The sequence below is a fragment of the Parasphingorhabdus marina DSM 22363 genome (assembly GCF_900128895.1).
GTDB classification, from domain to species: domain Bacteria; phylum Pseudomonadota; class Alphaproteobacteria; order Sphingomonadales; family Sphingomonadaceae; genus Parasphingorhabdus; species Parasphingorhabdus marina.
In genome coordinates this window covers 450,526-463,533 of the sequence record NZ_FSQW01000001.1, presented here as the reverse complement: position 1 = coordinate 463,533, position 13,008 = coordinate 450,526, and the positions used below count along the sequence as shown (strand labels likewise).

The following is a 13,008-nucleotide window of genomic DNA, read 5'->3' as shown; positions in this document are numbered from 1 at the left end:
GTCAAGCACCTTGAAGGGCAGGACGGATCAGATCAGCCGGGCGCGCAGGGCTTGTGCCATCGTCACCGGGATCGCTTGGACTTTCAGCGGAGCAATCGACGAGCCGCCAGCAACGCCGATGGTGACATCAGCCAGATCCAGAGGATGGTCGAGCGGGGACTGGCTGATGTCGACGGTTTGCACCCGGCGTACCGGCAGGATCGTCAATCGCCGGCGCCACCAGCCCGATCGCACAAACAACTGCTCCTCTGTCAGCGCATATTGGTGTTTCCGCCAGTTAAGGAACGTCAGCGTGATGACGGGAAAGGCGAGCAGAAGGATCGCATAGAAGCCAGGGTGGACAAACAGTCCGTTGCCAATCGCTACCGCCAGTATCAGCGCTGACGCGAGAAGGGCATTGCGCCACCAGAACGCCGGATTCACTTTTTGGAACTCGAGATCCGGTGGAAGATCGACAATCGGTGTTTCCTCCAGAATGCTGGCCATCTCTTCGGGCCGGGCGCAAGGCGCGGCGCTGTGATCGGTTTCGCCGCTGGGATCTCCGGCCAGCGACTGGAATTTCAGGTGATACCAGCCGAATTTCTCCCGGATCGGGCCGGTTCGGATGATCGCGGCCTGCACGCGATGGATCGGCATGACCATGTCGGTCAGCGTGAACAGCCCCCGCCGCCGCCGGAAGCCGCGGGTGCCGGTATCGGCCAGGTCGAGCCGGAAGCCATATTCGCGGACATATGTCCGGACGATTCCGCTGACAAAACCAACAGCGATGAGGGAGAAGATCGCCGCGACCACACCGCCAACCCGGGCCGCCATGCTGAGGCCGTTTATGGCTTCCTGTTCGGTCAGAGTTTCGATCCAGTTTCGCGGGTCGAAAAACCCTTCCGGGATCAGAAAGTCGAGATTTTGCGCGATCGTGCCCAGGATGGCGAGAAGGATGAAGGAGAAATTGAACAGCCCGGCAATCAGGATCCGGCGGTTGTCCATGGCAAAAAGCGGCGGGCGTTCCAGGTCCGGCACCGGTGCCGTTTCCGCGGTCGTCTCCCGGACCTGTCCGGAGTTATAGTCCCGGATGATGTCGCGGATCGCTTCGCCATCTGCCAGCTTCAGGGCATTGAGTTCGCCATCCTCTCCACCACCGGACCCTGTTTCGAAGCGCACTGTCGTGAGGCCGAGCAGGCGACTGACAAGCTTTTGTTCGAGACTGACATCCTGAATCCGGTCGAACGGAATGGAGCGGTTGTTGCGGTTGAGCAGACCGCTTTTGATCCGGACTTCCTTGTTGCTGATCTGCCAGGTGAAGCGGGACCAGACCAGCGCTGTCATCCCGACAATGATGGCCAGAATGACCAGTGTGGCCAGCGCGGTATACCCGATGTTCCGGTCGAACAGACTGAAATAGAGGATACCGATCAGGACGATGTTGCGGCCGATCGTCGAAAGCGATTTCAGAACGATGCTGAGCGGATGCAGATACTCGAATGGAGCAGTGCTCCCGGCCTCTGCGGCGTCCCGGTTGTCCCCGGTCACCTCGTCCGGACCGGTCATATCATGTCCTGGCGGATATGCTGCTTGATCGTGTCGCGCATCTCCTCGGCGGTGGCGGTGGCGAGGCCGGGCAGCACCACGATGCTGTTATGCGTGCCGGCGGTATGCACGATCAGGGTCGACAGGCCGAAAAACCGCTGCAGCGGACCCTGCGCGACATCGATATGCTGGATCCGGTTGAACGGGACAATGGTGTCCGTTCGCCACAAAAAACCGCGTAGCACGCGCAATTGCTCTTCGCCCATGTCATAGCCCCAGCGGCGATATATGCGGTTGGGTAACACCAGGATCATCAGTCCCGCGAGCACCAGCGCCGTTCCCGCCAGATATCCGCCCGGGACCCCCAACCGGTCCTGCGCGAAAAAGTCCGCGACAAGCGCCGCGATGACCAGAAAAAACGCCCGGATCGTCATGCGCACCCGGATCAGAGACTTGTGTGGTGGATGCAGCGGAGTCAGACCCTGATTATAGCTCACCGCCGGTTCGGATTCGGTGATCGGCAAGGGCGGATCGATGGACGGACTGGACGGTTGTCGGGCGGTATCTGTCATATCCGGAATATGGTCATGTCCTGCGGGGTCTGCAAGCCAGAGGGCCGCTTAACGGGAGAGGGCGACGATGGCCTCTTCTGTCAAAGACTTGATAATTTCGGCCACGCTTTCCTCGGTCTTGACCATGCCGACCGACTGACCCGCCATGACTGATCCGTTTTCAACATCGCCGTCAATCACCGCCTTGCGCAATGCACCGGCCCAGAAATGCTCGATCTGCAGCTGCGCCTCGCCCATTTCAATCTCGCCGGCATCGAGCAATTTGGCGACCTCGATTTGCTTGCGGGTAAATTCTTCGGTGCCCTTGTTTTTGAGCGCGCGAACCGGAATCACCGGCAGTCGCGGATCGACCTGCACACTGGTTACGGCATCGCGCGCATTGCCGCGAATGAAGGCCTTTTTGAAGTCCGGATGGGCAATCGATTCATGCGCACAGACAAAACGCGTGCCCAGCTGCACGCCACTCGCGCCCATTTCGAGATAGGCCGCAATCATTTCGCCTGTGCCGATCCCGCCAGCGACAAATACCGGCACCTGGTCCGCGATCTGCGGCAGGATTTCTTGCGCCAGTACCGAAGTTGCCACCGGGCCGATATGACCGCCGGCTTCCATGCCTTCGATCACAATCGCATCGACGCCGGAGCGGATGAATTTCTTGGCCAGGGCCATGGCGGGCGCAAAGCAGATGACCTTTGCCCCGGTTTCCTTGATCGCCTCGAGGCTGCCCTTGGGCGGCAGGCCACCGGCGAGAACCACATGGCTGACCTGATGTTTGCCGCAGATCGCGATCAGCTCCATCAGATCGGGATGCATGGTGATCAGGTTGACGCCGAAAGGCCGCGTGGTGCGTTTCTTCGTTTCCAGAATTTCGGTGTCGAGCAGATCAGGTGTCATTGCGCCACAGGCGATCACGCCAAAGCCGCCGGCATTGCTGATCGCGCTGACCAGATTGCGCTCGGAAACCCAGGACATGGCGCCGCACATGATCGCGGTTTCGCTGCCCAGCAGGTCGGTGCCGCGCTGCATCAATTGGGAAAGTTTTTCATTCGCTTGCATGGAAATATCCGTTTGTCCTGCGCCTGTCGAAAGGCGATGGCCACACATGCTTCGACAGGTTCAGCATGTGCGCGTTGTTGCCAATCGCTCTAGGCCGCGTCTTCGGCATCCAGCCCATAGGCCGTATGCAGGACACGCAGTGCGAGCTCGGTATAGTCTTCCTCGATCAGCACGCTGACCTTGATTTCCGACGTGGTGATCGCCTGGATGTTGACGCCACGGTCGGCGAGCGCCTTGAACATGGTCGAGGCGACACCGGCATGGCTTTTCATGCCGACACCGACCACCGAAATCTTGGCGACATTGCTGTCGGAAATCAGCCGGTTATAGCCGATATCCGCCCTGGCCTCGTCGAGCACCTGCATGGTCCGGTCGAGATCATTGGTTGGCACCGTAAAGGTGACGTCGGTCTCACCTTTCTCGCGGCCGACATTCTGAATGATCATGTCGACATTGATCGCCGCTTCAGCGAGCGGTTCGAAAATATTCGCCACCGCACCTGGTTTGTCGGGCACGCGGGTCAGCGTGATTTTTGATTCGTTCTTGTCGTGCGCAATGCCGGTGATCAGCTGGCGTTCCATATCGCTTTCCTCCATTTCATCTTCGCTGATGATCATCGTTCCGGGCAGGTCGTCAGCAGTATAGTTGACACCCTCTTCGGTAAAGGATGACAGCACCTGAATTTTGACATTTTCCTTCATCGCCAGCCCGACAGACCGTGTCTGCAGGACCTTGGCTCCGACGCTGGCGAGTTCGAGCATTTCCTCGAAGGTCACGGTTTTCAGCTTGCGCGCCCTGGTCACGATCCGCGGGTCAGTGGTGTAGACGCCATCGACATCGGTATAGATATCGCAGCGATCCGCCTTGACCGCAGCGGCGATGGCCACGGCACTGGTGTCGGAGCCGCCCCGGCCGAGGGTCGTGATCCGGCCATCCTGGCTGATGCCCTGAAAACCCGGAATGATGGCGATCTCACCCGACTTCATGGCTTCGGTCAGCGCGCCGGCGTCGATGGTCTCGATCCGCGCCTTGCTGTGCGCCTCGATCGTCCGGATCGGCATCTGCCAGCCAAGCCAGCTGCGCGCCTTTGCGCCCAGCGACTGCAGCGCAATCGACAGCAGGCCAGACGTCACCTGTTCGCCGGACGCCACCACCACGTCATATTCCGCCGCATCGTAGAGCGAGCTCGCTTCCCGGCAGAAATTGACGAGGCGGTCGGTATCACCGGCCATGGCCGACACCACCACCGCAACCTCATGACCGGCATCGGCCTGCTGTTTGACAATTTTGGCTACCCGGCGGATCCGTTCGATCCCCGCCATGGACGTGCCGCCAAATTTCATCACTATCCGGGCCATGATGTCGTCGCTTGTGCTTTCTGTTGAAAAAGGGTCTGAACCAGACGCGCGCTGTGATAGAGAGCCGTTATGACAAAGGCAAGCATCACCCCATCATCTGCCTCGGCAACGGGCAAATCGGCCGGAACCATCAATCCCGACGAAGCCGCGCATTTCGGGGCTCTCGCCGACGACTGGTGGGATCCGCACGGGTCCTCGGCCATGCTACACCGGCTCAACCCGGTTCGCCTGCGCTATATCCGGGAGGCGGTCGACATCCGGTTTGACATTGATTCCCGCACCCTGAAGCCACTGGCAGGTCGCAAGGCGCTGGATGTCGGATGCGGCGCAGGCCTGCTGTGCGAACCGCTGGCCCGGCTGGGAGCGACCGTGACCGGGCTGGATGCCGCACCAGAGAATGTTGCCGCGGCGCAGGCCCATGCGGCGGGACAAGGACTGGCAATCGACTATCGCAACCAGGCAATTGAGGATTTCGGAGTTCCGGGCTTTGATCTGGTCGCCTCGCTGGAAGTGATCGAACATGTCGAGGACCCCGCCCGGTTCGTGGCGGGCCTGGCGAAGGCCCTGTCCGATGACGGTCTGCTGATCATGTCGACACCGAACCGGACAACCATGTCGAAAGTCCTGCTGGTCGAACTGGCCGAACGCACCGGCCGGATCCCGCGCGGAACCCATCATCACGATCAGTTTCTGACGCCGGAAGAACTGACGCAATTGCTCGAAGCTGCGGGACTGGCAGTGACGGATGTGACAGGGATCAGCTATGGCCCGGCCCACGGGTTTTCGCTGTCGGACAATCTGTCGCTCAATTATCTGGTCACGGCTGTGCGCGCATGACTCCCGTCATCCGGACCTATCGCGGGAAAGACAAGGCCGATTGCCTTGCGCTTTTCGACAGCAATGTGCCGGACTTTTTCGACGCCAGCGAACGCGACATGTTTGCCGGTTTCCTCGACGCGCCGCAGGGCGAATATTTCGTGATTGAACAGGATGGCCGGATCTGTGGTTGCGGCGGCATTGCGCGCGAGGACCGGGGACAGGCCCGCTTCACATGGGGCATGGTCGACAATAGTCTTCACGGGGCCGGCCTCGGCCGGTTGCTCGCCGAACACCGGTTGCAGGTGATCGAGCAGTCGGGAGACTATAGCGAAGCCGAGCTGTTCACCACGCATCGGGTGGCCCCCTTCTTTGCGAAATTCGGATTTGAAATCCGGGGCGTGGAAAAAGACGGCTTCGCCCCCGGCATGGACAAGGTGCAGATGATCCGGCCCGTGGCCGGCTGAGGATCAGAAATCGACCTTTTCGTAATGCGCTGGCGGGGCGATGACCTCCATGCGCTCGGACAATAGCGGGCGGAAGCTCGGGCGGGATTTGAACATGCTGTACCAGGCCCTGGTCTGCTCATGTCCGGCCCAATCGATCCCGCCGAGATAATCGGCGACCGAAATCTGTGCGGCGGCAGAGAGATCGGCCAGACTCATGGTTGCTCCGGCGAGCCAGCTGCGATGGTCGATCAGATAGTCAATATAGTCGAGATGGACATTGGCCCGCCGCATTGCCTCGCGCAGGAGCTTGGCATCAGGCGGGGCACGGTGAATCAGTCGCTTGTGCATCCGCTCGAACAACAGGGGTGCGGTCACATCCCCGTAAAACTGCTCATCAAACCAGGCGGTGAGCCGCCGGATCTCGGCGCGGTTGGTCGCGGTGCCGTTGATCATCGGGGACTTTTCAACCGTCTCCTCGATATATTCGCAAATCGCGTTGCTGTCGGCGAGCGAGACGTCGCGCTGGCTGTGGCGCAGGACCGGTGTCCGCCCGGCCGGGTTCATGTCGAGAAACTCGTCGCGCTGCTCCCAGGGCGACTCGCGCACCAGTTCATAACCGACCGATTTCTCGCCCATGAGCAGGCGCACCTTGCGCGAAAACGGACATAAGGGAAACTGGTACAACTGCCACATGGCTATGCTGTTAATCGCGATTGGCTCGCGGGGGAAGAGGCTTGATGCCGGAATCGGCAATCAGGATGGCGAGGCGGAAGGGAAACGGTCCGAATAAAGCCTATTGCTGCTCTTCCATCCGCCGTTTCATGCGCTCGCTCATCGCTTTCAGCTGTGGCAGCAGTGCGCCGATTTCGGACGCCAATATCCCGGCCATGGCAGATCCTTTGCGCAGCTTGCCCTGCATGTCCTGTTCGAAGTCCGGATTGTCCCCGCTTGCGAGGTCACCGATCGTCATGTCGGGATCAATGCGGGACAGTTTTCCGTCCCGGTCGACCTTGTCCTCCAGTCCCTCGGGAATGGCCTGTTGTGCAGCTGTGGCAAACTGGCCTATCGGAATATCGAGGATGACGGTCAGGAACCCGCCGAGCATGCCGGCCATCTGTTCCTGGAATTCCGGATCGGCGACTCGCTCGGCCCATTCGGTTTCCGGTGCCATCTCCTGGGCCGAAACCGGTGCGGCGACAATCAGCGATGTGGCCATTAGCGGGGCGAGAATATGGGAACGCATGAGAACCTCCAGACCGTTGTTGTGCCTTTCTTGTCACAATCCGACTGACCGCAAGCTGAACTGCATCCGCAAAGTCCCGCCGGGCAGTGTAAACAAATGTATCTTTCCGCGGCACCCCGATCGAGTGGATCATTCCGGCTGGAAAATGGCGAAGCGATTGCCGGAGGGATCCTCGCATTCGAAGCGCCGGCCACCCGGATAGGCAAAGATCTCCTGCACAATCGGCGCGCCGGCCGCTGTCACGCGCGACAGGGCGGATTCGAGATCATCCGTCTCGAACGCCGGCATTGGCGCAACCGGCTGCTCGCCGGCCGCAAGGCCGATCTGTACCGGGCCGCCCTCGACAGCGGCATATTCCGGGCCATAGTCGGTAAAGACAAAATCCAGCGCTTTCTCATAGAAGGCCTTGCTGGCCTTCAGGTCGGCGGCTTTCATTTCGATATAATTGGGGGTGATGGTGGTCATGCTGTTCTCCCGCGAGTCGCTGTCCCCCAACTATAGGCCGACGGGGGATCAAAACAAGAACAAACGAGTTCAGTTAAACCGCTCGGATGTGCTGCGTCGTTCCATTTCGATCACGTCGCGCCACTGGCCCGCCATCGGGCCGAAGGACATTTTCCCGAGCCGCTCGCGCGTGCCGACGATCCGGAAGCCTGCTTTTTCGTGCAGCGCGATGCTGGCGGTGTTTTCGGTCAATATCCCGGCCGTCAGCGTCCAGATTCCTGCTTCCTCCGAGGCTGCAACGAGCGCTTCCAGCAACATCAGCCCGACCCCCTGCCCGGCATGATCTGTGCCGACATAGATGCTGATTTCCGCCACACCGGCATAGACACAGCGCGACGATGTTGCACTGAGCGCCGCCCAGCCAGCGAGTTCCTCACCGGCAAAGGCGCCCAGGCGCGGGGCCGCGAGATGCGAGTCATCCCACTCCTGCCAGCTGCCCGCATCCGCCTGGAATGTGGCGTGGCCGGTATCGATTCCGTGCTGATAAATATCCAGAACAGCCGCGGCATAGCGATCTTCGAGAGGGGCGATTGTGATTGATTCCGGGGTTGAATGAGGCATTAGTTGGTCTCCGTCCGACAGTCCTGAGATCCCAGCCTGTACCATTTACGATTGGAATCGCTGGTCAGGATTATGATCTGAATTCGGTCGCCGAGCTTGCAGTTCATCGCACTCAACTTTTTGGTGCTGAACATGATATCCTGCTCCTCCCCAAGATTTGCCCACACAATGAATGTCGGTTGAGTTGCATCTTCGTCTCGGGTTTCGGTTCTGATCGACAGGACTTTACCATATACCAGTTGCTGCGGATTCTCCTGGGCACTCCATACCCCGTTGGACTGCACCTGAAAAATACCATAGAAAAGCAAAGCCAGAAACAGGAACAAGCCTGCTGTCTTCCATTCCCGGAAAAGCACGTAGCGCCAATATTTCAAACGCTGCCGGAAATTCACCTATTCCGCGGCCTCGATTGCTGCGCTGTCGGACAGCGGATGGGCGATGCGCTCGACCATTTCCTTCGGACAGACCTGCCAGAACCGTTCCCGCCAGCGGTCCCAGTCACGCAAGATGGTCTCGGACCATTTGCTGTCGGTCGCTTCGTGATGTGCTTCGATCAGGCCTTTCAAATGGGCCTCCCAGTGCGCGCTGTCGAGACGCTGCCAGATGATCGATTCCGGATTGGCCTGCTTGTCAAACTTGCGATCGGTGTCGAGAATGAAGGCCATGCCGCCGGTCATGCCGGCGCCAAAATTGCTGCCCACGGGACCCAGGATCACGGCATTGCCGCCGGTCATATATTCGCAGCCATTGGCGCCGCAGCCTTCGACCACGACATCGGCGCCGGAATTGCGAACGGCGAAGCGCTCGCCCGCCTGACCGGCCGCGAACAGGTGACCGGATGTCGCGCCATAAAGCACGGTGTTACCGATGATCGTGTTGGATTTGGAATCGAGCGGCGAGCTGACCATCGGGCGGACAATGATCTTGCCGCCGCACAGGCCCTTGCCGACATAGTCATTGGCATCCCCGAATATCTCCAGGGTAATGCCCTGGCACAGGAATGCGCCGAGCGACTGCCCCGCCGAGCCGCGCAGGCGGACATGGACATGATCTTCGGCGAGAGCATTCTGCCCGTATTTTGCTGTCACTTCGGCCGAAAAGCGCGTGCCGACAGCGCGGTGCGTGTTGCGCACCGTATAGGTCAGCTGCATCTTTTCGCGGCGTTCGAACACCGGTTTCGCATCCGCAATCATCTGCGCATCAAGGCTGTCGGGCACCTCGTTGCGATGCGTCGGCAGGTTGAAGCTGCGCTCGGTATCCGGCGCATCGACCTTGGCCAGAATCGGGTTGAGATCGAGATCGTCGAGATGTTCGGCACCGCGGCTGACCTGACGCAACAACTCGGTGCGGCCGATAATCTCGTTGAGTGACCGGTAGCCGAGCCGCGCGAGAATCTCGCGCACTTCCTCGGCCATATAGGTCATCAGATTGATCACCTTTTCCGGTGTGCCAGTGAATTTCTCGCGCAGTTTCTCGTCTTGTACGCAGACCCCGACCGGACAGGTGTTGCTGTGGCACTGCCGCACCATGATGCAGCCCATCGCGACGAGGCTGAGCGTACCCAGCCCGAATTCCTCGGCACCGAGTATCGCGGCAATCACGATGTCCCGACCGGTCTTCAGCCCGCCATCGGTGCGCAGCTTGACCCGGTGGCGCAGGCCATTGAGCGTCAGTACCTGATTGGCTTCGGTCAGCCCCATTTCCCAGGGCGTGCCGGCAAATTTGATCGATGTTTGCGGCGATGCGCCGGTGCCGCCGGTATTGCCAGAGATCAGGATGACATCCGCATGGGCCTTGGCGACGCCAGCGGCGATCGTGCCGATACCGGCCGAGGAAACCAGTTTCACGCAGACCCGCGCTTTCGGATTGATTTGCTTCAGGTCATAAATGAGCTGGGCCAGATCCTCGATCGAGTAGATATCGTGATGCGGTGGCGGCGAAATCAGGGTGACGCCGGGTGTCGAGTGGCGCAGCTTGGCGATGAACTCTGTCACCTTGAAACCGGGGAGCTGCCCGCCTTCACCGGGCTTGGCGCCCTGCGCGACCTTGATTTCGATTTCTTCACAGGCACCGAGATATTCGGCGGTCACCCCGAAACGGCCGGACGCGACCTGCTTGATCGGGCTGCTCGCATTGTCGCCATTTTCAAAGGGCGTGTAGCGCCGCTTTTCCTCGCCGCCTTCGCCGGACACCGATTTGGCACCAATCCGGTTCATCGCGATGGCCAGCGTCTCGTGCGCTTCCGGGCTCAGCGCGCCGAGCGACATGCCCGGCGTGTTGAAACGCTTGCGGATCTCGGTAATCGCCTCGACCTCATCAATCGGGATCGGTTCCGGGGCATAGTTGAATTCCATCAGATCGCGCAGATAGACGGGCTCCAGTTCGCGGACACCTTGCGAAAATTGCAGGTAGGAGGAATAGCTGTCATGCGCGACCGCATTTTGAAGCAAATGCATGAGATGCGCCGAATAGGCATGCGGCTCGCCGCCATCGCGCTGCTTGTAGAATCCGCCGACCGGCAGCCGGACAATCGCCGGCTCAAAGGCAGCCAGATGCTTGTCCTGTGCATTGATGAACAGCGACGCATAGCCTTCGCCGGAAATTTTCGTCGGCATACCCGGGAACAGGTCATTGCACAGCGCGCGTGACAGCCCGACGGCTTCGAAATTATAGCCGCCGCGATAGCTGGAAATCACCGCGATGCCCATTTTCGACATGATCTTCAGCAGCCCTTCGTCGACCGCCTTCTTGTGACGCGCGATACAGCTATCGAGATCAAGCTCGCCGAACAGACCGCGTTCATGGCGATCGACAATCGCCGCTTCCGCCAGATAGGCATTGACCGTGGTCGCGCCGACACCGATCAGCACCGCATAGCAATGCGTGTCGAGACATTCGGCAGCCCGGACATTGACCGAGGCATAGGCCCTCAGTCCCTGACGCACCAGATGGGTGTGCACGGCGGCGGTGGCGATGACCATGCTGATCGCCATCCGGTCTTCGTCAATATCTTCGTCGGTCAGAAAGATCTCGGTCTTGCCCTGCCGGACGGCCTTTTCGGCTTCGCTGCGGATCCGGGCGAGGGCGTCGCGCAATTCGATGGCCCCGCCGGTCGATGTCATTGTGCAGTCAATCACCGCAACCGCATCACCGAAACTGCCTTTCAGCCGTTCCCAGGCCGCGCAGCTCAGCACCGGGCTGTCGAGCACCAGCACATTCTCGTTCTGGCTGTCTTTTTCCAGGATATTGGCGAGATTGGAAAAGCGCGTGCGCAGGCTCATCACATGCCGTTCGCGCAGCGAATCGATCGGCGGATTGGTCACCTGGCTGAAATTCTGGCGGAAGAAATGGCTGACCTGGCGCGGCTTGAGACTGATCACCGCAAGCGGTGTGTCATCGCCCATCGAGCCAATCGCTTCCTTGGCATCCTCGACCATCGGGGCGAGGATCATCTCCATGTCTTCCAGCGTATGACCGGCCGCGGTCTGTCGCCGGATCAGTTCGGCGCGGGAATAGTCCATGCCGGACTTGGCCGGTGCGGGCGGCAGGTCGTCCAGCGTCCGGAATCCCTTGACCAGTTCGGGATAGGGTTCCTCGGCCGCGATCTTGTCCTTGATCTGCTGATCACTGAACATCATGCCTTCATCGAGATCGACGGCGATCATTTCGCCCGGGCCGAGACGGCCCTTTTCGACAATCTGGCTTTCCGGCACCACAACCATGCCGGTTTCCGAACCGATGATCAGCAGATTGTCGGAGGTCAGCGAATAGCGCAGCGGCCGCAAGGCATTGCGATCGACACCGGCAACCGCCCAGCGTCCGTCGGTCATGGCCAGTGCCGCAGGACCGTCCCACGGCTCCATCACGCTCGCCATATATTCGTACATTGCCTTGTGCGACGCGTTGATGTCGGGATTATTCTGCCAGGCCTCGGGTACCAGCATCAGTTTTGCCGTCGGACCGTCACGTCCGGACCGGCAGATGGTTTCGAACACCGCATCGAGCGCAGCCGTGTCCGACGCACCCGCCGGGATAACCGGCTTGATATCCTCGCTGTGATCGCCAAAGGCGAGGCTTGCCATCTTGATCTCGTGGCTTTTCATCCAGTTCTTGTTGCCCCGGATGGTGTTCACCTCGCCATTATGCGCAAGGCAACGGAATGGTTGCGCCAGCCACCACTGGGGAAATGTGTTGGTCGAATAGCGCTGATGAAATATCGCGATCCGGCTTTCAAACCGGTCGTCATTGAGGTCGGGATAAAAAACCGACAGCGACTCCGCGAGGAACAGGCCCTTGTAGATGATCGAGCGGCAGGACAGGCTACAGATATAGAAATCGTTGATCTGCGCGGCGATGACCTTCTTTTCGATCCGGCGGCGGATCAGATAGAGATTCTTTTCGAACTCCTCGACGCTCTGCCGGTCTGGCAGCGGACCGGCAATCATGATCTGTTCGATTTCCGGGCGCGTATTCTGGGCCTTGACGCCGATCACCGACACATCGACCGGCACCTGCCGCCAGCCATAGATGGTGTATCCGGATTCGATAATTTCCGCCTCGACAATGGTGCGGCAGGTTTCCTGCGCACTGAGGTCGGTCCGCGGCAGGAAGATCATGCCCACGGCCAGCCGGTTCGGACGCACCTTGTGGCCACTGTCGGCAATGGCATCGTCAAAGAAGCGCACGGGCAGATCCACATGCAGGCCGGCTCCGTCCCCCGTCATGCCATCCGCATCGACAGCACCTCGGTGCCACACGGCTTTCAGCGCATCAATCGCTGAAGACACCACGCGCCGGGACGGCTTGCCATCGGCCGCAGCAACCAGGCCAACACCACAGGCATCGGATTCAAATTCGGGGCGATACATGCCCTGTTCGGCAAGCCGCTGATGTTCGGGGGTGGGATAGTGGTGGGTCATGATTAT

General features: G+C 60.0%; 12 protein-coding genes. 2 read left to right on the top strand and 10 right to left on the bottom strand.

Going from position 1 to position 13,008, the window contains the following annotated elements; translation table 11 throughout:
* Positions 1 to 27: 27 nt before the first annotated feature.
* The 4 genes from BUQ90_RS02300 to BUQ90_RS02285 form a co-directional block, all read right to left on the bottom strand.
* Positions 28 to 1,545: a PH domain-containing protein gene (locus BUQ90_RS02300; protein ID WP_074203527.1), complete on the bottom strand. Its 1,518-nt coding sequence runs from the start codon at positions 1,543 to 1,545 to the stop codon at positions 28 to 30.
* Entirely contained in the window at positions 1,542 to 2,096 is a 555-nt protein-coding gene (locus BUQ90_RS02295) for a PH domain-containing protein (RefSeq protein ID WP_084192437.1), read from the bottom strand. The genes BUQ90_RS02300 and BUQ90_RS02295 overlap by 4 nt, the downstream gene beginning before the upstream one ends.
* Before the next feature lie 48 nt (positions 2,097 to 2,144).
* Positions 2,145 to 3,152 (bottom strand): NAD(P)H-dependent flavin oxidoreductase, encoded by a 1,008-nt coding sequence (locus BUQ90_RS02290; RefSeq protein ID WP_074203526.1) that lies wholly within the window; start codon positions 3,150 to 3,152, stop codon positions 2,145 to 2,147.
* An 89-nt stretch (positions 3,153 to 3,241) separates the two neighbouring features.
* Positions 3,242 to 4,510 carry an aspartate kinase gene (locus BUQ90_RS02285; protein ID WP_074203525.1) on the bottom strand — a complete coding sequence of 423 codons (1,269 nt, stop codon included), beginning with the start codon at positions 4,508 to 4,510 and terminating at the stop codon, positions 3,242 to 3,244.
* Positions 4,511 to 4,579: 69 nt separating this feature from the next.
* Here BUQ90_RS02285 and ubiG point away from each other — a divergent pair, with 69 nt between their 5' ends.
* Both ubiG and BUQ90_RS02275 read left to right on the top strand, forming a co-directional pair.
* A complete protein-coding gene (ubiG, locus tag BUQ90_RS02280; protein WP_074203524.1) occupies positions 4,580 to 5,347 on the top strand; it encodes a bifunctional 2-polyprenyl-6-hydroxyphenol methylase/3-demethylubiquinol 3-O-methyltransferase UbiG in 768 nt (255 codons plus the stop codon).
* Positions 5,344 to 5,793, top strand: coding sequence for a GNAT family N-acetyltransferase (locus BUQ90_RS02275; protein WP_074203523.1), 450 nt, complete (start codon positions 5,344 to 5,346; stop codon positions 5,791 to 5,793). The genes ubiG and BUQ90_RS02275 overlap by 4 nt, the downstream gene beginning before the upstream one ends.
* A 3-nt stretch (positions 5,794 to 5,796) precedes the next feature.
* Here the strand turns inward: BUQ90_RS02275 and BUQ90_RS02270 are convergent, their stop codons facing one another.
* The 6 genes from BUQ90_RS02270 to gltB all read right to left on the bottom strand — a co-directional run bounded on the left by BUQ90_RS02270 (position 5,797) and on the right by gltB (position 13,002).
* On the bottom strand, positions 5,797 to 6,468 hold the full coding sequence (locus tag BUQ90_RS02270; RefSeq protein WP_074203522.1) for a glutathione S-transferase family protein: 672 nt from the start codon (positions 6,466 to 6,468) through the stop codon (positions 5,797 to 5,799).
* 100 nt (positions 6,469 to 6,568) lie between these two features.
* A complete protein-coding gene (locus BUQ90_RS02265) occupies positions 6,569 to 7,018 on the bottom strand; it encodes a hypothetical protein (protein ID WP_143182694.1) in 450 nt (149 codons plus the stop codon).
* A 129-nt stretch (positions 7,019 to 7,147) separates the two neighbouring features.
* Positions 7,148 to 7,483, bottom strand: a complete 336-nt coding sequence (locus tag BUQ90_RS02260; protein WP_074203520.1) for a VOC family protein — start codon at positions 7,481 to 7,483, stop codon at positions 7,148 to 7,150.
* Positions 7,484 to 7,552: 69 nt separating this feature from the next.
* Positions 7,553 to 8,083 (bottom strand): GNAT family N-acetyltransferase, encoded by a 531-nt coding sequence (locus BUQ90_RS02255; RefSeq protein ID WP_074203519.1) that lies wholly within the window; start codon positions 8,081 to 8,083, stop codon positions 7,553 to 7,555.
* Positions 8,083 to 8,475: a hypothetical protein gene (locus BUQ90_RS02250; RefSeq protein WP_074203518.1), complete on the bottom strand. Its 393-nt coding sequence runs from the start codon at positions 8,473 to 8,475 to the stop codon at positions 8,083 to 8,085. The genes BUQ90_RS02255 and BUQ90_RS02250 overlap by 1 nt, the downstream gene beginning before the upstream one ends.
* Positions 8,476 to 13,002: a glutamate synthase large subunit gene (gene gltB / locus BUQ90_RS02245; RefSeq protein ID WP_074203517.1), complete on the bottom strand. Its 4,527-nt coding sequence runs from the start codon at positions 13,000 to 13,002 to the stop codon at positions 8,476 to 8,478.
* Between the last annotated feature and the right edge of the window lie 6 nt (positions 13,003 to 13,008).

Bases quoted from the DNA above. Each gene is read 5' to 3' on its own strand.
- gltB (WP_074203517.1), bottom strand. From the start codon at position 13,002: ATGACCCACCACTATCCCACCCCCGAACATCAGCGGCTTGCCGAACAG.
- BUQ90_RS02270 (WP_074203522.1), bottom strand. From the start codon at position 6,468: ATGTGGCAGTTGTACCAGTTTCCCTTATGTCCGTTTTCGCGCAAGGTG.
- ubiG (WP_074203524.1), top strand. From the start codon at position 4,580: ATGACAAAGGCAAGCATCACCCCATCATCTGCCTCGGCAACGGGCAAA.
- BUQ90_RS02290 (WP_074203526.1), bottom strand. From the start codon at position 3,152: ATGCAAGCGAATGAAAAACTTTCCCAATTGATGCAGCGCGGCACCGAC.
- BUQ90_RS02275 (WP_074203523.1), top strand. From the start codon at position 5,344: ATGACTCCCGTCATCCGGACCTATCGCGGGAAAGACAAGGCCGATTGC.
- BUQ90_RS02260 (WP_074203520.1), bottom strand. From the start codon at position 7,483: ATGACCACCATCACCCCCAATTATATCGAAATGAAAGCCGCCGACCTG.
- BUQ90_RS02300 (WP_074203527.1), bottom strand. From the start codon at position 1,545: ATGACCGGTCCGGACGAGGTGACCGGGGACAACCGGGACGCCGCAGAG.
- BUQ90_RS02265 (WP_143182694.1), bottom strand. From the start codon at position 7,018: ATGCGTTCCCATATTCTCGCCCCGCTAATGGCCACATCGCTGATTGTC.
- BUQ90_RS02295 (WP_084192437.1), bottom strand. From the start codon at position 2,096: ATGACAGATACCGCCCGACAACCGTCCAGTCCGTCCATCGATCCGCCC.
- BUQ90_RS02255 (WP_074203519.1), bottom strand. From the start codon at position 8,083: ATGCCTCATTCAACCCCGGAATCAATCACAATCGCCCCTCTCGAAGAT.
- BUQ90_RS02285 (WP_074203525.1), bottom strand. From the start codon at position 4,510: ATGGCCCGGATAGTGATGAAATTTGGCGGCACGTCCATGGCGGGGATC.